A 17,294-nucleotide genomic window follows, 5' to 3' on the forward strand; every position below is an offset into this window, starting at 1 on the left:
TCCCACCTCCTGCGTCGGCGTCGACGCTAGTGCCGGACGGCTCCGCGCAAAAGCGGGTCCACCCCGCCCGGGAAACGCCCCTCATCGTGGCCGAGGACAACGAAAGAGTGCATCGGAGAAGGCCTTCCGGCGCACGGAGGCCCTGCGGTCGGCGTATGTTCGATCCATGACCGGACCCGAGACGGGCGTCGAGACCACGGCGTCCCGTCCACCGCACACCGTCGGCATCGTCGAGGACCACGCGCTCATCGTGCTCGGTTTCGAGGCGAGCCTCGCCGCCGCGCCCGACCTGACCTTCACGGGCCACGCCGCGAGCGTGGACGAGCTGCTGGACCGGTGCCGCCCCGACGTCGTGGTGCTCGACCTTCTCCTCGCCGACGGCACCGCCCCCGAGGCCAACGTCGAGAAGCTGCACCTCGCCGGCGCGCGCGTGCTCGTCTACACGGGCAGCTTCGACACCGATCCCTACCTGGCCCGGCAGGCGGCCCGCGCGGGGGTCTGGGGCATCGTCCCGAAGACGGTGAGCGGCGACGAACTCGTCGAGGCCGTCCGCGACACCGCGGCGGGACGGCCCGTCGTGACCACCGAGTGGGCCGCCGCGATCGACGGCGACCCCGACTTCAACGACGTGGGACTGAGCCCCCAGCAGCGGGAGGTGCTGGCGCTGTACGCCTCCGGCGAGACGACGTCCCGGGTGGCCGAGCTCGCGGGACTCGCGCCGAAGACGGTCGAGAGCTACATCGAGCGGATCAAGTCCAAGTACGCCGTGCAGGGCCGCCCCGCCGAGACCAAGCTGCACATGTACCAACGGGCCGTCGAGGACGGCTTCCTGCAGGCCCCGCGCAGGCGCCGGTGGCCGCGCTGATCGCACCGGCGGGCGGCCCGACCTCCGCGGTGGGCGGCGCGCCGGGCGGCGCCGACGAGCGGCTCACCCGCGTCTTCACGCGGTTCATCGCCGCGGGCTACCTGTTCGACCTGGCCACGACGTTCAGCACGGTCGTCGACGCCTACCGGGCGGCGCCCGCTCTCACGGTGATCACCGCGGTGGCCGTGTTCGGGACCGGCGCCGCGCTCCTGCCCGCGAGCTACGCGCGCGATCACCGCCGGGTGATCGGCCGGGCCTCCACCCTCGCCGGCGCCGCCTACCTGGGCTCCGTCGCGGCCTGGCTCGTCGCCGACGCGATCGCGCCGCTGCAGCTCCCCGGCGACCAGTTCCTCTACTACATCCCCGCCCTCGCGGCGATGGCCGTCGCGATGCCGGCACGGCCCGCCGTGGCCGTGGGCTACGGCGTCATCGCGGCGGTCGGCAGCGTCGTGCTCAATCACCGGGTGGGCGCCGCCCGCGACCCGTACCTGCCGGCGGTCCTGTTCGCCCTGGTCTTCTCCGCGGTCTTCCTCTCGGCGGCGATCGTCGCCTGGCGCGCGGGACGCCGCCTCGACCTCGCGCACGCGGAGGCGCTGGCCGCCACCGCCGCGGACGCCTCCGCGCAGGCCCGCGGCGACGAGCAGCAGCGCTTCGCCGCGCTGGTGCACGACGACGTCATCGCGACCCTCCTCGCCGCCACCCGCGTCGACGACGCCGCGGCGATCGCCCAGCACGCCCGCACCGTGCTCGTCGCGGTCGACGAGTACGAGGGGCACACCGAGCACCACGATGCGCCGGCATCAGCGGCCGCCTCCGTCCTCGGCGCCGCGGTGGGCCGCATCGCGCCGCACGCGGAGTGGTCCGCGGACGTCGACCCCGCGGCGTGCCGCGTACCGTCGGACGCCCTGACCGCCGCCTCCGCCGCGATCTCGGAGGCGCTGCGCAACGTGCACCGGCACGCCGGGCCGGGCGCCCGCGCGACGGTGCTGGCCGACTTCGGGACGCACGGCTTCACCGTGACCGTCACCGACGACGGCGCCGGCTTCGACCCGCGCGCGGTCGCGCCCGACCGGCTCGGGGTGGCGGGCAGCATCATCGGGCGGATGGGCTCGACGCCCGGCGGCGCCGCGACCGTCGACTCCGTCCCCGGCGCCGGCACCACCGTGACGATCCGGTGGACGCGATGACCGGGGACGAGGACGTCCGCGACATCATCGGGATGCGGCATCGGGGCGCGACGGTCCTGGCGTGGGCGTTCGCGGGGACCTTCGCCGTTCTCGCCTGGTACGCCCGGAGCGATCTGGACCGCGCGTGGCCGCAGGTCGTGGGGGTTGCCGCGCTGCTGGCCGGAGCGCTGGTGCTCGTGGGGGCGCCCGGCGATCCGCTGCCGCACCGGTGGACGGCGGTCGTCGCCGGGGCCGGGCCGATCGCCGCGCTCAGCGTGTTCCCGTTCCTGCCGTCCGAGTACGCCTTCGCGCTCACCACCTGGCCCATCGGCGGGGGCGCGGTGCTGACCTCGTACCTGGCGGTGCGCGGACGCATCGCCGTCACCTGGCTGTCCGTCGCGATCACCGCGGCCGTCGTGGTCTGGTGGGCCGTCGCCCGCGGGCACGGCGTGCTCGACGGGGTGCTGCGCTGCCTGCCCAGCACGACGGTGACGCTCACCGCCACCTTCTTCGCACTCACCCTGCGGCCCGTCGCGCGGCAGACCTTCGTGATGCGCGCCCGCACCACCGAGCGGCGGGCCGCCGAGGCCGCCGCCGAGACCGCGCGCGAGGAACGCAGCCGGCGGCGCGACTTCCTCGACCGCGAGGCGCGGCCGATGCTGGAGCGCCTCGCCACCGGTGTTCCGCTCACCGCGGCGGAGCGGCTGGAGTGCCGCATCGTCGAGGCCCGGCTCCGCGACTCGGTGCGCGCCCCGGGCCTGCTCTCGCCGCGGCTCACGGCGGCGGCCGACGGGGCCCGACGGCGCGGCGTCGACGTGGTCCTGCTCGACGACGGCGGCCTGCGCGACCTCGCCCCGCCCGCCGCCGCGGCCATCCGCGACCGGATCGCGGAGGCCGTCGAATCCCTGGCCCGCGGTTCCGTGACCGCCCGCGCCGTGCCGCCGGGACGCGCGCTGGCCGCCACCGTGCTCCTCCGCGCCCCCGACGGAGCGACCACCCGGATCGAGCTGCCCGTTCCCGCGTGACCCGAGGACCCCGCCGCACGGGCCTGCACGGGTTCACCGCGCCGCGCTAGACTGTCCGCTTGACCATGAGCGCATCGACTGCCGGCGGAGGGCCCTCGTTCACCCCCGAGGACCTGATCGGTTTCTTCGGGGGGCCGACCGTGCGCCGCGCGGGTGAGTACGTGGGCACGGGCCTCATCGGCGACCTCGAATGGGACGACGAGAAGCGCCTCGTCACGGGCGTCGTCGCCGGCACCCGCGAGTACGACACGCAGGTGTGGATCGAGCCCGGCGGCTCCGGCTGGCGGCCCGTCCGCAGCCTGTGCACCTGCCCCGTCGCCCTCAACTGCAAGCACGGCGCGGCGCTGCTGCTCGAGCTGACCGCCGAGGACGTCGAGGAGGGCGTCGTCGAGCAGCCGGATCCGTGGGAGCGGCAGCTCGCCGCCCTGCTCCCCGAATCCCCGCGGACCAGCGCCGCCGTCCTGCCCGTCGCGCTGCAGTTCGACGTCGACGAGCGCGGCGTCGTCTCCGGGCAGCGCCTGCAGGTGCGGCTCGCAACGCCCGGGATGCGCGAGGGCTCGTGGGTCGCGGGCGACGTCCGGTGGCGCACCATCGCGACCGCGCCGCGGGTCGCCCCGGCGCAGCGCGACGCCATCGCGCCCCTCGCGCAGCTCATCACCTGGTCGCTGTACGGCGTGGACGCCTGGGCCGACCTCGGCATGGTGGACACCCCGCTGCTGTGGGACCAGCTGCGCGCCGTCCGCGACGCGGGCGTGCCGCTGCTGAGTAAGAAGGCGCGCGGCAGCGTGATCCTCGGCCCGCCGACCCGGCTCGGCCTCGTGACCCGGTCGGTGGACGGCAGCGTCGAGCTGGACCGGGAGGTCGATTTCGGCGACGGTCCGCGCCCCTTCACCGGCGGCCTGCTCGGTGCGCACCGCGCCCTCGGCGTCTTCCAGCAGGACGGCGACGTGCTGCGGCTCGCCCCGCTCGATCCACCGCTCTCGCCGCAGCACACCACCGCGCTGCGCCGGTTCACGCCCGTGCAGGTGCCGGCCGCCGCGGTCGGTGAGCTGCGCGAGAAGTACCTGCCGTACCTGGCGGCCGTGACGCCCGTCCGCGACCCGGACCAGCTGGTCGGCGAGGTGGAGGTCTCGGGCCCGGAGCTGCTCTGCACCGCCCGCTACTTCCCCGAGGCCGCCGAGCTCGAGGTGGACTGGAAGTGGCGCTACACCGTCGTCAATCAGGGGGTCGGCGAGCCGACCGACTACGCCCTGGGCCGCGAGCCGGCCGGCCTGGCGGACGTCGTCGGGCAGCAGCGGATCACGCGCGCGATGGCCGTGGCGCTGCGCGAGGCCGCCGTCGGCGTCGATCATTCGCAGGGCTTCTACCGGGGCACCGAGGCGGCGGTGTGGCTCGCCGAGGTGGCGCCGGTGCTGCGGTCGGTGCCGTCGGTGATCGTCGAGGTCACGGACGATCCGGGGTTCCGCTGGGCGGAGAGCTCGGCCTCGGTGTCCGTGCGGGTGCGGTCCGAATCCGACAACGCGTCGACGGACTGGTTCGACCTCGAGGTCGCCGTCGAGGTCGACGGGGAAGAGGTCCCGTTCCGCGACGTCTTCACCGCGGTCGCCGCGGGCCACGACACCCTCGTCACGCCCGGCGGCGTGCTCGCCCGCATCGACGGTGAGCGTTTCGACCGACTGCGGGAGCTGATCGGCGAGGCGCGGGACCTGCCGGCGCGCGGCGCGCGGCGCGCGGCGCGCGCGGGCGGCGCCGGCTCCGACGATCGGGGCCTGCGGATCAGCCGGTTCCAGGCGGGTTTGGTCGACGACCTCGCGGACCTCGCCGACGCCACCGATTTCGACGGCGACTGGTCCCGCCGGGTGGGCGCCCTGACGGCGGGCGACCTGGCGCGGCAGGAGGCACCGTCGACCCTGAAGGCGGAGCTCCGGCCGTACCAGCGCGACGGCCTGGACTGGCTGTCGTTCCTGTACGACAACGATTTCGGCGGCATCCTCGCCGACGACATGGGCCTCGGCAAGACCGTGCAGACGCTGGCGCTGATCTGCCGCGCGCACGAGCGGGCGCCGGAGCGACCCGGCCCCTTCCTCGTCGTCGCGCCGACCTCGGTGGTGGGCAACTGGGCGGCGGAGTGCAAGCGTTTCGCGCCGCATCTGTCGGTGGCGGTCGTCTCGGAGACCTCGCGGAAGTCGGGCTCGTCGATCGCCTCGGTCGTCGCGGGCGCGGACCTCGTGCTGACCTCGTACACGCTGCTACGGCTGGACGCCGAGGAGTACGCGGCCGTCTCGTGGGCGGGCGTGATCCTCGACGAGGCGCAGTTCGTGAAGAACCCGCGGTCGAAGGCCTTCGCCGCGGTGACCCTGCTGGATCGTGCCTTCACCCTGGCCGTGACGGGCACCCCGATGGAGAACCACCTCGAGGAGCTGTGGGCGCTGACGGCGCTCACGGTGCCGGGGCTGTTCCCCGGGCGGTCGTGGTTCGCCGAGGAGTACCGGCGGCCCATCGAGCGCGGCGGCGACGACGATCGCCTCGCGCGGCTGCGGCGGCGCGTGCGCCCGTTCATGCTGCGCCGCACCAAGGACCTCGTGGCGAAGGACCTGCCGGAGAAGACGGAATCCGTGGTGCAGGTGGAACTCTCGGAGGAGCACCGGCACACCTACGACCGGGTGCTGGCCGACCAGCGGGCGAAACTGCTGGGCCTGCTGGACGACTTCGAGGGCAACCGCTTCGAGATCCTGCGGTCGCTGACGATGCTGCGCCGGCTCGCGCTCGACCCGTCGCTGGTGGACGAGGAGCTGGCGGTGGAGGACGTCGCCAAGCTGGACTTCCTCGTGGAGAAGCTGGACGAGCTGCTCGAGGAGAAGCACGCGGTGCTGGTGTTCAGCCAGTTCACCGGGTTCCTGCGCAAGGCCGCCGAGCGGCTCGACGAGGAGGGCGTGGAGTACGCCTACCTCGACGGCTCGACGACGGACCGGCCCGCGGCGATCGAAAAGTTCACCTCGGGCGAGGTGCAGGTGTTCCTGATCTCGCTCAAGGCCGGCGGCTTCGGCCTGAACCTGGTGCAGGCCGATTACTGCTTCCTGCTGGACCCGTGGTGGAACCCCGCGGCGGAGGCGCAGGCCATCGACCGCGCGCACCGCATCGGCCAGACCCGCAGCGTGATGGTCTACCGGCTGGTCTCGGCGGACACCATCGAAGACAAGGTGATGGCGCTCAAGGAGCGCAAGGCGGCGCTGTTCGAGTCCGTCATCGGCGGCGAGGGCGGCTTCGACGCGCGCCTCGCGGAGTCGGACATCCGGGCGCTGTTCGAGGACTGAGGTTTGCGGCCGGGGCCGGGGCCCGAGCCGGGGCCCGAGCCGGGAGGAGCGTAGTCGCTCCGACAAGCCATGCGCGCCACGCATACCCTGCGTTCATGCAGGTCACCACGCCTTTTTCGCGCCATGACCATGCGTGGGGCGCATGGCTGGGCAGGATGCGCAGCGAGGCGGTGAGAGCGGGCGGGCGGCGGGGCGGCACGCGGCGAGTGCGGCGCCCGGCAGCGGCCGTGGGTGGGCGGCTGCGGCGCCCGGCAGCGGCTGCAGCGGCCCGTGGGTGGGCGGCCGTGGGTGCGGCATGCGTCGGGAGCGACGCCGGGCCCACTGGGAGGGTTCGTCCCCCGCGCCGCGCCGANCCGCGCCCTCGGCGTTCGATCCCCCACCGGACGCCGCGCTTCTGATAGGGGCTCGGCTGTCCCCCGCGCGGAGCCGAGTCCCCCACGAGAGGCCAGCATTCCCGCACCAGATGCCCAATCCCCCACGGCGTGTCAGACGGGATCGGCCGTCCCCCGCGCGGCGCCGAATCCCCCACGGAGCGCCGACATTCCCCCACCAGGCTCCGGTCCGCGACGTCCTCAGGCGGCGGTGAGGGCTTCCAGGGCGTGGCCGTCGGGTGACGGGAAGTAGACGCCGCGGCCCCCGAAGCGGTGGTTGATCTCGCCGACCCCGGAACCGTCGGGGTGGGCGTGGAAGCTCAAGCCGCGCTCGGTGATCCGCGCGAAGATCTCGTCGAACTCCCGCTCGGAGACGAGGAAGGCGTAGTGCTGCGGGTGGATCGGCCCGGGAACCGTCATGACGTCGAGAACGACGTCGTTGGCGAGACGGACCTGTTGGAAGTGGCCGCCGCCCACATCCACCGGCCCCTCGAGACCGAGCAGGTCGGTGAGGAACCTAGCGGTCTCGAGATTGTCGGTGGCGGCGACGATGGTGTGGTTCAGTTCGATGCTCATACCCCGACGCTAGGACCTCAACCGGCGTTCATGTCAATGGCTCACGACCGGATCTTTGCGCCGACGAAACGCAGCACCGCGTCCCAGAAGACCTCCGCGGCGGCACCGTCGAACTCCTCGGGCAGTGAGGGATCCGTGAAGAGGTGCCCGGCCCCGGGGTACTGCAGGAATTCGCCGACCGCGCCCGCCTCCGCCACCGATCGCAGTACCGATTCCACCGAACCGGGTCGGCGGAAGGGGTCGTGCAGCGTGTAGTGCAGCTGGGCCGGCACGCCCCGGGGCCAGTGGTCCTGGCCGATCATCTCCAGCGGCAGCGCGCCCGAGCAGAGCACCGCGCGGGAGACGGGTCGGTTGCCCGCGACGTAGGTGGCCATGCCGCCGCCGTTGGAGAAGCCCATGACGACGAGGTCGTCCGGAAGGTCCTCGACCGCGGCCAGTGCGGACGACATGAGCGCCGGATACCCGACCCCCTCCGCGTACGCCGAGGCCTCGTCGTACGAGTCGAACACGCGGCCGTCGTACTGGTCGATGACGTGCACGGTGTGCCCGGCCGCGCGGAGCCGCTCCGCGGCGAGCCGGACACCCTCCCGCACGCCGAGCACGGAGTGGAACAGCGCGACGGTGCTCACGACGCGGTCCAGTGGTGGCCGTTCCAGTTGGCGAGGCGCTCCGTGGGCCCGGCACCCTCACGCGGCTCCACGACGGGGCCGAAGGGCACACCCTCCATGCCGCGGATCTGGGCCGGAAGGGCGGCCTGAACCGTAGCGAAAGCACCGTCGACCACAGCGGCGTCGGCGAACTCCGGGTCCTGCCCCGTGGCGACCGCGAGGTCCCAGCCGTGCACGAGGGTCTCGTTGATGTACATGCCGAGCGCGACGAAGCCGGGGACGACGCCCCAGGGCACGGTGACTTCGCGGTCGAGCGGGGCGGCGTCCCACGCGGCGAGCGCCCGCTCGCGCAGCGCGCCGTAGGTGGTGGCGTCGTACTCGTCCGCGAGGAAGGGCTGCCCCTCGACGGTGGCGACCTCGGCCAGCGCGACGGAGCGCATACCGACGGCGTTGACGTGCCGCGCCAGCGTGCGGACGTCGAACTCGTCGCACGGCGTGGGGTCGGCGAGCTGGTCCTCCGTGACGCCGGCGAGCAGGGACTGCATCCAGGCGGAGACGGCGGCGTAGGCGGGGCGGGGATCGGTGGCTGTATCGGTCATGGGAACGATTCAACCGGCCTAACATGACACCTTCTGTCATGTTTCTCTGGCAATCTCGGAGTCATGCGCGCCGACCGCCTCCTGTCCGTCCTCATGCTGCTGCGCCACCGCGGCACCATGACGGCCGCGCAGATCGCGGCGGAGCTGGAGGTCTCCACCCGCACGGTGCTGCGCGACGTCGAAGCGCTCGGGACCGCCGGCGTCCCCGTCTACACCGACCGCGGCCGCGGCGGCGGCATCAGCCTGCTCCCCGGCTACCGCACCGACCTCACGGGCCTCACCCTCGACGAGGCGAAGGCGCTGCTCGCCGGGGCGCCCGACTCCCCCGCCTTCGCGGGCGCGATGCGCAAGGTGGCGGCGGCGCTGCCGGAGGCGCACCGTCGGGAGGCGGCGGCCGCGGCCCAGCGGATCCACGTGCGCCCCGACGGTTTCGCCCACGCGCCGGAGCCCGACCCGTACCTCGGCGAGCTGCAGCGCGCCGTCATCGACGGGCTGCGGGTGCGGGCCGTCTACCGTCCCCGCGGGGGCGCCGCCGCCGAGCGGACGCTGGACCCCGTCGGGCTGGTCCACGCCGGACAGGCCTGGTATCTGATGGCACTGCGCGACGGCGCGCGGCGCACCTACCGGACCTCGCGGTTCGAGGACGTGACGGTGCTCGCCGAGCCCGCGCGCCGCCCCGTCGAGGTCGATCTCGCGGCCGAGTTCGAGGAGTCCCGCGCCTCGTTCCGCTCCGAGCGGGAGGCGGTGACCGTGGACCTGCGCGCCGACGAGTACGGGTGGACCAAACTGTCCGGGTTCGGGACGATCGTCACCCCGCCCGGGCCCGACGGTGCCGGCACCCTCGGCTTCAGCGACGTCGGACGCGCGGTGTGGACGCTGTGGGGCGCGCTCCCCCACGTCGAGGTGCTCGGGCCGCCCGCGGTGCGCGCCGCGCTCGCCGAGCGGCTCGCCGCCGCCGCGGAGGCGCTCGGGACGGGCTAGGACGCGCCGTCGGCCATCGCGCGCCGGATCCAGCCCTCGACGCCCGCGATGTGCACCGTCGCGCAGGCGCAGGCCACGTCGGCCTGGCCGGCGACCAGCGCGTCGAAGATCTGCCGGTGCTCGGCGATCGTGCGGGCGCGGGCGTCCTCCTGCTCGGTGCCGCGCCAGATCCGGGCGCGCAGGGTGGGCGCGGAGAGCCCCGCGATGAGCGCCCGCAGCACCGGGTTTCCGGACGCCTCGGCGATGGTCTGGTGGAACAGGATGTCCTGTTGCACCAGGGTTTCCACGGAGGCGTCGGGGCCGCCGAGCGCCAGCGTCGCCTCCAGGATCGTGAGCCCCTCGTCGGTGATCCGGTGCGTCGCCATCGCGGTGGCGGCCGGCTCGAGGATGCGCCGCACCTCGAAGAAGTGCAGGACCGAGTCCTCCTGCTGGAAGTCGACGACGAAGCCCATCGTGTCGAGCAGCAGGGTGGGCTCGAGGCTCGTGACGTACGTGCCGTCACCCTGGCGGACGTCCAGGATCCGCAGCATCGCCAGCGCTCGGATCGCCTCGCGGAGGGAGTTGCGCGACAGGCCGAGTCGTGCGGCGAGGTCGGCCTCGCGGGGCAGGCGGCTCCCGGCGGGCAGTTCCCCGTCGGTGATCATCGCCTTGAGCTTGAGAATCGCGTCGTCCGTCCGCGAGATCCGCCCGGCACCCTCGTTGGTCGACATCGATCAATCGTAACGGCGGGACGGCGCGGGCGGCCTCACAATGCGTCCTCGAGGTCGGCCCACAGGGCGTCCGGCGGGGGCGCCGCCAGCAGGTCGAGATCGGCACGGACCTCGTCCGCTGACCGCATCCCGAGCAGTACCGTCCGCACGGCGGGGTGCCGCAGCGGGAAGTGCACCGCGGCGTGCGGCAGCGTGGTGCCGTGCGCCCGGCACACCGCCGCGAGCCGGCGGGCCCGGTCGAGAACGCCGGGCGGTGCGGGCGCGTAGTCGTAGGTGGCGCCGGGCCGCGGATCCGCGGCGGCCGCGATGCCCGAGTTGAAGACGCCGCCCGCGGCCACGGAGACGTCGCGCTCGAGGCAGGCCGGCAGCAGATCATCAGCGGCGCTGCGGTCGAGCACGGTGTACCGACCCGCGACGAGGACCGTGTCCAGGTCGGTCTCGCGCACGAACCGGGTGAGCATCGCCGCCTGGTTCATCCCGGCGCCGTAGGAGGTGATGACGCCCTGTCGACGCAGCTCGTCGAGCGCCGGGAACGCGCCGTCCAACGCCTGCGCGACGTGCTCATCGGGGTCGTGCACGTAGACCACGTCGATCCGGTCCCGCCCCAGCCGCTCCAGGCTCGCCTCGATCGATCGCAGTACCCCGTCGCGGCTGAAGTCCCACACCCGCTCGACGTCCGCCGCCACGGCGAACCCCTCGGTGTCGCCGGATGCGCGGCCGCCGGTCACGGGGCGGAGCAGGCGGCCGACCTTGGTGGAGATCACGACATCCGTCCGGTCGGCCAGTGCCGCACCGAGTCTGCGCTCGGAGAGTCCCAGCCCGTAGTGCGGGGCGGTGTCGAAGTAGTCGACGCCGGCATCGGCCGCGGCCCGCACGGCCGCCGTCGCCTCCGCGTCGCCGACCGCGGTGTACAGGTTCCCGATCGCCGCGGCGCCGAAGGAGAGCGGCGCGACGCGCAGGCCGCCGCGACCGAAGGGCCGGCTCGCGTGCACCGTCACCGCCGCGGCGGAAGTCGGAGGCCGCTCATGCCGCCGTCGACCGCGAGGGAGGTGCCCGTGGTGGCGGACGCCGCGGGGCTGAGCAGGTAGCAGATCGCGCCCGCCACTTCGGCGTCCGTGACCAGGCGCCCGGTGGGTTGCCGTTGCCGCAGGTACTCCTCCTCGGCCGCAGGGTCGGCCGCCGCGTCCAGCAGGCGGCGCACCCACGGGGTGTCGACCGTCCCGGGGTTGACGCAGTTGAACCGGATCCCCTCGCGCACATGGTCGGCCGCCATCGCCCGGGTCATCGCCTCGATCGCGCCCTTCGACGCGCTGTAGAGCGCGCGGCCGGGCAGGCCCGCGGTCGCGGCGATCGAGCACGTGTTGACGACCGCGGGATTCGAGGACCGACGCAGGTGCGGCAGCGCCGCACGGGTCACGCGCACCGTCCCGAGGACGTTGACCTCCAGCACCTTCCGCCACTCGTCGAGCTCACCGTCCGCGACGGTGCCCTGCGCGCCGATGCCGGCGTTGTTCACGACACCGTCGATCCCGCCCAGGTACTCGGCGGCGACGGCCACGGCCGCCGCCACCGAATCGTCATCGGCCACATCGCATGCCACGCCCATGGAATCGGGCGGAGCGCCATCGGACTGGAGGTCGAGGACCGCGACCACCGCTCCGCGCACCATCAGCTCCTCCACCGTCCGCCGGCCGATCCCCGAGGAGCCGCCGGTCACGACCGCCCGGAATCCCGCGAATTCATCTGCGCTGCTCATTGTGCTCCCTTCCAGGCCTCCCCGTCGGGGAACCCGAACCGTACGAGCGTGTCCGGTCGGATCTGCGCCGAGAAGCCCGGCGCGGTGGGCGCCGCGTAGGTCCCGTCGACGATGCGGACCGGATCGATGAAGTGCTCGTGAAGATGATCGACGTATTCGATGCTGCGGTCCGCGACCGTCCCGGAGACGGCCACGAAATCGAACATGGCGAGGTGCTGCACCAGCTCGCACAATCCGACGCCCCCCGCGTGCGGGCACACCGGGATGCCGAAAGCTGCCGCCAGCAGCAGGATCGCGATGTTCTCGTTGACGCCGGCGACGCGGGTGGAATCGAGCTGGAGGACGTCGATCGCCTCCGCCTGCAGCAACTGCTTGACCAGCACCCGACTGTGGGCGTGCTCGCCGGTGGCGATGCGGACCGGCGCCGCCCGCCGACGGATCGCGGCGTGCGCGAGCACGTCGTCGGGCGCCGTGGGCTCCTCGACCCACCACGGATCGAACTCCCGCAGCCGGTCGATCGCCGCGACCGCGTCGTCCACGTCCCACCGCTGGTTCGCGTCGATCGCGATGCGCACGTCGTCGCCGACCGCCGCCCGGGCGAGCTGGAGCCGCCGGACGTCGTCGTCGATATCGGCTCCGACCTTGAGCTTGATCTGCGTGAAGCCCTCGGCGACGGCCTCTTTCGCGAGCCGCGTCAGCTTCTCGTCCGAGTAGCCGAGCCAGCCCGGCGAGGTGGTGTACGCGGGGTAGCCGTTCGCGCGCAACGCCGCGACGCGCTCGGCCCGGCCCGGCTCGGCGGCCGCGAGGAGCGCGAGGGCGGCTTCGGGGGTGAGGGCGTCCGTGAGGTAGCGGAAGTCGACGAGGGCGACGATCTCCTGCGGGCTCAGCTCGGCGAGCAGCTGCCACAGCGGCACGCCGGCCCGCTTGGCGCGCAGGTCCCAGAGGGCATTGACCACGGCGCCGATCGCCATGTGCATGACGCCCTTCTCCGGGCCGAGCCAGCGGAGCTGGGCGTCGTAGACGAGGTCGCGGTAGACGCCGCCGAGGTCGCCGAGGACGGCGTCGACGTCGCGCCCGAGAACGTACGGCGCGAGGGCCTCGACGGCGGCGCGTTGCACGTCGTTGCCGCGGCCGATGGTGAAGACGAAGCCGTGCCCCTCGAGGCCGTCGCCCGCGTCCGTCCCGAGGATCAGGTAGGCCGCGGAGTAGTCGGGGTCGACGTTCATCGCATCGGAGCCGTCGAGGTCGACCGAGGTGGGGAACCGCACGTCGAGGGTGCGGAATCCGGTGAAGACGCCGGGCATCTCAGGCCTCCCCGAGAACGGATCGGTGGCCGCCGAGCAGATCGATGCGGGTCTCGATCACATCGCCGCGGCGCAGGTAGGGCTTCGGGTCCGGGTATCCGAAGGCGACCCCCGCCGGGGTGCCGGTGTTGATCACGTCGCCGGGCTCGAGGACCATGAAGCCGCTGAGGTAGCGGATGATCTCGCCGACGCCGAAGATCATCTGCGCCGTGTTCGCCTGCTGGCGGACCTCGCCGTTGACCGTCAATCGGATGTCGAGCCGCTGCGGGTCGGGGATCTCATCGGCCGTGACCAGCTCGGGACCGAGCGGGTTGAAGGTCTCGCAGTTCTTGCCCTTGTCCCAGGTCCCGCCGCGGTTCATCTGGAAGTCGCGCTCGGAGACGTCGTCCGAGACGGTGTACCCGGCGACGCACGCGAGGCCCTGTTCGGCATCGTCGAGATACCGTGCCGTGCTGCCGATCACGGCGGCCAGTTCCACCTCGTAGTCGGTGGCGACCGAGCCCCGCGGGATCAGCACCTCGTCGTACGGGCCGACGATCGTGGCCGAGGTCTTGAGGAACATCACCGGCTCGGCGGGCTCGGCGTGCTGCGTCTCCTGCGCGTGCGCGAGGTAGTTGACGCCGATGCAGACGACCTTGCCCGGGCGGGCGACCGGGGCACCGACGCGCATCCCCGTGGGATCGAACTCCGGCAGCCGGGCGGCCTCCAGGGCCTCCGCGAGCACGCGCCGCACGTCGCCGAGGGTCCCCGGGTGGTAGTCGGGGACCACGGCCGAGGCGTCGAACCATCGCCCGTCCCCGGTCGACACGATCGGGCGTTCGGCGCCCGCCTCTCCGACTCGCCGCAGCCTCATCGACGTCCTTCCGCAGTGGAGCGACCGGCCCGAGCGGTCTCGGGCCCTCCCACGACCGCGCCGTACGCTGTGTCATGCGTCACACGAACCGACTTTAAACATCGGAGGTCTGTCGGTCAACCGGGCGCCGCCATTGTCGCGCGGCCGTAGACTGATCGAGTATGCCCGATGAGTGATCGGAGGAATCATGCCGGAAACGATCGCCCTGCACACGCGCCTCAAGACCGGAGCCGAGGCGGAGTACGACCGCGTGCACGCCACGATCCCCGACGACCTCGACGTCGCGCTCCGCGAGGCCGGGGTCCGTTCATGGCGGATCTGGCGCGACGGGCGCGACCTGTTCCACCTCGTCGAGGTCGACGACTACCGCGCGATGCGCCGGCACCTGGCGCAGCATCCCGCGAACATCCCCTGGCAGGAACGGATGGCGGAGCTGCTCGACGTGCCCGACGACTACTCCGGCGACGACCGCGGCATCCCGCTCGTGTGGGCCCTCCCCCTGGGGCGCGGATGATCGTCGACGCCCACCACCACCTGTGGCAGCGCGCGCGCCACGATCACGGCTGGCTCGACGCGCCCGGCATGGAGGCGATCGACCGCGACTTCACCGTCGCCGACCTCGCCGCGGCGACGACGGCCGCCGACTCCGACGCCGGCGAGGTGGGCGCGACCGTGGCCGTGCAGGCGTTGAACTCGTCCGCGGAGACCTACGACCTCCTCGCGTCCGCAGGACCGGTGGGTGCAGTCGTCGGATGGGTGGACCTGATCTCGTCGCGGTGCGGCACCAGGCTGGACCAGCTCGCCGCCGCGCCCGGCGGCGGGAAGCTGCGTGGCCTGCGACACCTCGTGCAGGACGAACCCGACCCGCGGTGGCTCGTGCGCCCGTCCGTGCTCCGCGGGCTGTCGTCCGCCGCCGAGCATCGCCTCGCCTTCGACCTCCTGGTCCGCGGGCCGCAGCGCGCCGCGGCCCTCGAGGCGGCGCGTCGACTGCCCGACGCGTCGTTCGTGATCGACCACGCGGGGAAACCGAACATCGGTGCGGGCGAGTGGGAGCCGTGGGCGGCGTGGATCACCGACATGGCGGCGCTCCCCCATGTCGCGTGCAAGCTGTCGGGGCTGGTGACCGAGTGCCCACCGCGCCCCTGGAGCCGCGCGCTGATCGAGCCCTACGCGCAGCACGTGCTCGCCGCGTTCGGCGCGGACCGGGTGATGTTCGGCTCCGACTGGCCGGTCTGCCTCCTGCATGCCTCGTACCACGAGGTGCTCGGGCTCACCGTCGACCTGCTCGACGGGGCGTCGCCGACCGAACGCGAGGCGGTGCTCGGCGGGACGGCGCGCCGCGTCTACCGACTGTCCGCCTGATCGGCGCCGCGGTCAGGCCAGGGCGACCCGGACGACGGTGCCGTCCGCCCCGGCGGTGGCGACGGCGCGGCCCGTGCGGTCACCGTCGGGGAAGTGGAGCGTGAGGTCGGCGCCCTCGCCCAGGAAGTTGCGCCACCACTGCTTCTGCTCCGGCATGGCGACGCCGATGACCACCTCGTCGCCGCGGCGCTGATACGCGACGGGCAACGAGAACGGCTTACCGGACCTGCGGCCGGTGTAGCTGATGGTGACCATCGACTTCCCCAACGCGGGACCGATGACCGGCAGGGACAGCAGCGGCGTGAATGCGGCGTTGAACAGCTTGGCGGTGCGCTGGAACAGGTTCATGCCACCACGGTAGCCGCGTCGGCATACTGGGGTCATGAAGCTGATCCTCAACGTCATCTGGCTGGTGCTGTGCGGGTTCTGGATGGCCGTCGGGTACGCGGTCGCGGGGATCATCTGCTGCGTGCTGATCGTGACGATCCCGTTCGGCCTCGCGTCGTTCCGCATCGCCAACTACGCGCTGTGGCCGTTCGGGCGGACCGTCGTGGACCGGCCGTCCGCCGGCGCGGCCTCGCTGCTGGGGAACATCATCTGGCTGCTCGTCGCGGGGATCTGGCTCGCGATCGGGCACATCCTCACCGGGATCGCGCTGTGCCTGACCATCATCGGCATCCCGCTGGCCGTGGCGAACTTCAAGATGATCCGGCTGTCCCTGCTGCCGCTGGGCTCGGAGATCGTCCCGACCTCGTAGGTCGGGACGTCCGCGCTCAGCGGCCGAGGATCGCACGGCGCAGGTCGGGGCGGCGGAGGATCATCGCCAGCCAGATCAGGATGCCCACGTACACACCGGAGAGCACGAAGCCCGCGATCGGCTGCTCGGCGCGCAGGTTGATGGCGACGGCGCCGCCGAGGTAGCCGGTGAGGTAGATCGCGCCGATCACCGCGGTGCGCGGGATCGTCCACAGCACGACGCCGACCAGCAGGATCAGGCCGATGACCAGGATGTGCTTCTCCTGGAAGCCGAGCTTCAGCGTGCCGTCGATGACGGCCTGCGGCTTCGTCAGTTTGCCGACGACGTCGAACACGAGGAACGCCCAGACCAGCACGGTGATCACCATGCCCGCGATCCAGGACCTCGAGCGGCCCTGCGTGGCGGATTCTGCGGGTGCGGGTGCGACGTCGGCGGTCATGAGTGCTCCTCGGTTCGGTGTTCACGGTGTGAACATCAGCAATGTTCACACCGTACACACAACCGATCGGTTGCGTCAATAGGGCGGATGCGTGGCGTCCCGTAGGGGAATCGGCGTTCGGCGCGGGAGGAGCCGGCTTCCCACGAGGGAGGCGGCGCGGCGTGGGGGACGGCGCCTCCCCCACCACACGAGCGGCTTCTCATGGGGGACGGAACGTCAGGACCGCGGATCGGCGCGGCGCGGGGGACGAAATGCGGCGCGGGGGACGAGCAACGCGGCGGAGTGCGACGCGGTGCGGATCTCGCCGCGCAGGGGACGAACACGCCGCGTGGGGGACGGCGCCTCCCCCATCGGACGCCGGTCGCCTCATGGGGGACCGCCCCTCCCCCCATGCCCCGTCGACGCCGCGTGGGGGACGACACCGGTCCGCCAGCGACTGCCGCCATCGATTCGCCGGAGACGGCACCACCGNTTCCCAGCGGTTTCGGCGTCGGAATCGCAGGTCGCGGCCACCGAAACCGCTGGGAATCATCGGAGACCGCCGGATCTGCCCTGCACATCGGGAGCAACGTCGGGAGCCGACCGCCGGGCGAGGGATGGGGTGGGAG

General features: G+C 73.0%; 18 protein-coding genes. 8 read left to right on the plus strand and 10 right to left on the minus strand.

Translation table 11 applies throughout. The annotated features are described in order from the left end of the window. The first annotated feature begins 166 nt into the window (after positions 1-166). The 4 genes from ACNAYW_RS17650 (at position 167) to ACNAYW_RS17665 (ending at position 6,370) form a co-directional block, all read left to right on the plus strand. Complete coding sequence (locus ACNAYW_RS17650) at positions 167-865, plus strand: response regulator transcription factor (protein WP_415850961.1); 699 nt, start codon at positions 167-169, stop codon at positions 863-865. Then, a complete protein-coding gene (locus tag ACNAYW_RS17655) occupies positions 853-2,052 on the plus strand; it encodes a sensor histidine kinase (protein WP_415850962.1) in 1,200 nt (399 codons plus the stop codon). The genes ACNAYW_RS17650 and ACNAYW_RS17655 overlap by 13 nt, the downstream gene beginning before the upstream one ends. Then, entirely contained in the window at positions 2,049-3,056 is a 1,008-nt protein-coding gene (locus ACNAYW_RS17660) for a hypothetical protein (RefSeq protein WP_415850963.1), read from the plus strand. The genes ACNAYW_RS17655 and ACNAYW_RS17660 overlap by 4 nt, the downstream gene beginning before the upstream one ends. A gap of 65 nt (positions 3,057-3,121) precedes the next feature. Then, positions 3,122-6,370: a DEAD/DEAH box helicase gene (locus tag ACNAYW_RS17665; RefSeq protein WP_415850964.1), complete on the plus strand. Its 3,249-nt coding sequence runs from the start codon at positions 3,122-3,124 to the stop codon at positions 6,368-6,370. Between the two features lie 572 nt (positions 6,371-6,942). Here the strand turns inward: ACNAYW_RS17665 and ACNAYW_RS17670 are convergent. The 3 genes from ACNAYW_RS17670 to ACNAYW_RS17680 are packed head-to-tail and all read right to left on the minus strand — an operon-like array spanning position 6,943 to position 8,524. Then, positions 6,943-7,317, minus strand: coding sequence for a VOC family protein (locus ACNAYW_RS17670; protein WP_415850965.1), 375 nt, complete (start codon positions 7,315-7,317; stop codon positions 6,943-6,945). 41 nt (positions 7,318-7,358) lie between these two features. After that, positions 7,359-7,946, minus strand: coding sequence for a dienelactone hydrolase family protein (locus ACNAYW_RS17675; RefSeq protein ID WP_415850966.1), 588 nt, complete (start codon positions 7,944-7,946; stop codon positions 7,359-7,361). Beyond that, on the minus strand, positions 7,943-8,524 hold the full coding sequence (locus ACNAYW_RS17680) for a TIGR03086 family metal-binding protein (RefSeq protein ID WP_415850967.1): 582 nt from the start codon (positions 8,522-8,524) through the stop codon (positions 7,943-7,945). Before ACNAYW_RS17680 ends, ACNAYW_RS17675 begins: the two co-directional genes overlap by 4 nt. A gap of 63 nt (positions 8,525-8,587) precedes the next feature. Here ACNAYW_RS17680 and ACNAYW_RS17685 point away from each other — a divergent pair, with 63 nt between their 5' ends. Then, positions 8,588-9,505 carry a helix-turn-helix transcriptional regulator gene (locus ACNAYW_RS17685; RefSeq protein WP_415850968.1) on the plus strand — a complete coding sequence of 306 codons (918 nt, stop codon included), beginning with the start codon at positions 8,588-8,590 and terminating at the stop codon, positions 9,503-9,505. Here the strand turns inward: ACNAYW_RS17685 and ACNAYW_RS17690 are convergent. From ACNAYW_RS17690 to ACNAYW_RS17710, 5 genes are read right to left on the minus strand one after another with little or no spacing between them, the layout of a single operon-like run. Further along, positions 9,502-10,215: a FadR/GntR family transcriptional regulator gene (locus tag ACNAYW_RS17690; protein ID WP_415850969.1), complete on the minus strand. Its 714-nt coding sequence runs from the start codon at positions 10,213-10,215 to the stop codon at positions 9,502-9,504. The two genes, ACNAYW_RS17685 and ACNAYW_RS17690, sit on opposite strands and share 4 nt — an antisense overlap. A 35-nt stretch (positions 10,216-10,250) precedes the next feature. Continuing rightward, a complete protein-coding gene (locus ACNAYW_RS17695) occupies positions 10,251-11,213 on the minus strand; it encodes an aldo/keto reductase (protein ID WP_415850970.1) in 963 nt (320 codons plus the stop codon). Continuing rightward, entirely contained in the window at positions 11,210-11,971 is a 762-nt protein-coding gene (locus tag ACNAYW_RS17700; RefSeq protein ID WP_415850971.1) for an SDR family NAD(P)-dependent oxidoreductase, read from the minus strand. The genes ACNAYW_RS17695 and ACNAYW_RS17700 overlap by 4 nt, the downstream gene beginning before the upstream one ends. Beyond that, positions 11,968-13,275 carry an enolase C-terminal domain-like protein gene (locus tag ACNAYW_RS17705; protein ID WP_415850972.1) on the minus strand — a complete coding sequence of 436 codons (1,308 nt, stop codon included), beginning with the start codon at positions 13,273-13,275 and terminating at the stop codon, positions 11,968-11,970. The genes ACNAYW_RS17700 and ACNAYW_RS17705 overlap by 4 nt, the downstream gene beginning before the upstream one ends. Position 13,276: 1 nt before the next feature. Further along, positions 13,277-14,128, minus strand: a complete 852-nt coding sequence (locus ACNAYW_RS17710) for a fumarylacetoacetate hydrolase family protein (protein WP_415850973.1) — start codon at positions 14,126-14,128, stop codon at positions 13,277-13,279. A gap of 187 nt (positions 14,129-14,315) precedes the next feature. On the opposite strand from ACNAYW_RS17710, the gene ACNAYW_RS17715 reads away from it, so the two are divergent. Together ACNAYW_RS17715 and ACNAYW_RS17720 are read left to right on the plus strand one after the other, a co-directional pair. Then, positions 14,316-14,642, plus strand: coding sequence for an L-rhamnose mutarotase (locus ACNAYW_RS17715; RefSeq protein ID WP_415850974.1), 327 nt, complete (start codon positions 14,316-14,318; stop codon positions 14,640-14,642). Beyond that, positions 14,639-15,490 carry an amidohydrolase family protein gene (locus ACNAYW_RS17720; protein WP_415850975.1) on the plus strand — a complete coding sequence of 284 codons (852 nt, stop codon included), beginning with the start codon at positions 14,639-14,641 and terminating at the stop codon, positions 15,488-15,490. Before ACNAYW_RS17715 ends, ACNAYW_RS17720 begins: the two co-directional genes overlap by 4 nt. Positions 15,491-15,502: 12 nt before the next feature. Here the strand turns inward: ACNAYW_RS17720 and ACNAYW_RS17725 are convergent, their stop codons facing one another. Continuing rightward, positions 15,503-15,838 (minus strand): PNPOx family protein, encoded by a 336-nt coding sequence (locus ACNAYW_RS17725; RefSeq protein ID WP_415850976.1) that lies wholly within the window; start codon positions 15,836-15,838, stop codon positions 15,503-15,505. Between the two features lie 34 nt (positions 15,839-15,872). Here ACNAYW_RS17725 and ACNAYW_RS17730 point away from each other — a divergent pair, with 34 nt between their 5' ends. Beyond that, positions 15,873-16,247 carry a YccF domain-containing protein gene (locus ACNAYW_RS17730; protein ID WP_415850977.1) on the plus strand — a complete coding sequence of 125 codons (375 nt, stop codon included), beginning with the start codon at positions 15,873-15,875 and terminating at the stop codon, positions 16,245-16,247. A gap of 16 nt (positions 16,248-16,263) precedes the next feature. Here ACNAYW_RS17730 and ACNAYW_RS17735 read toward each other — a convergent pair whose 3' ends face one another. Continuing rightward, on the minus strand, positions 16,264-16,686 hold the full coding sequence (locus ACNAYW_RS17735; RefSeq protein ID WP_415850978.1) for a DoxX family protein: 423 nt from the start codon (positions 16,684-16,686) through the stop codon (positions 16,264-16,266). Positions 16,687-17,294: the final 608 nt, after the last annotated feature.

This window comes from Tsukamurella ocularis (assembly GCF_965138335.1).
Taxonomy (GTDB): Bacteria; Actinomycetota; Actinomycetes; order Mycobacteriales; family Mycobacteriaceae; genus Tsukamurella; species Tsukamurella ocularis_A.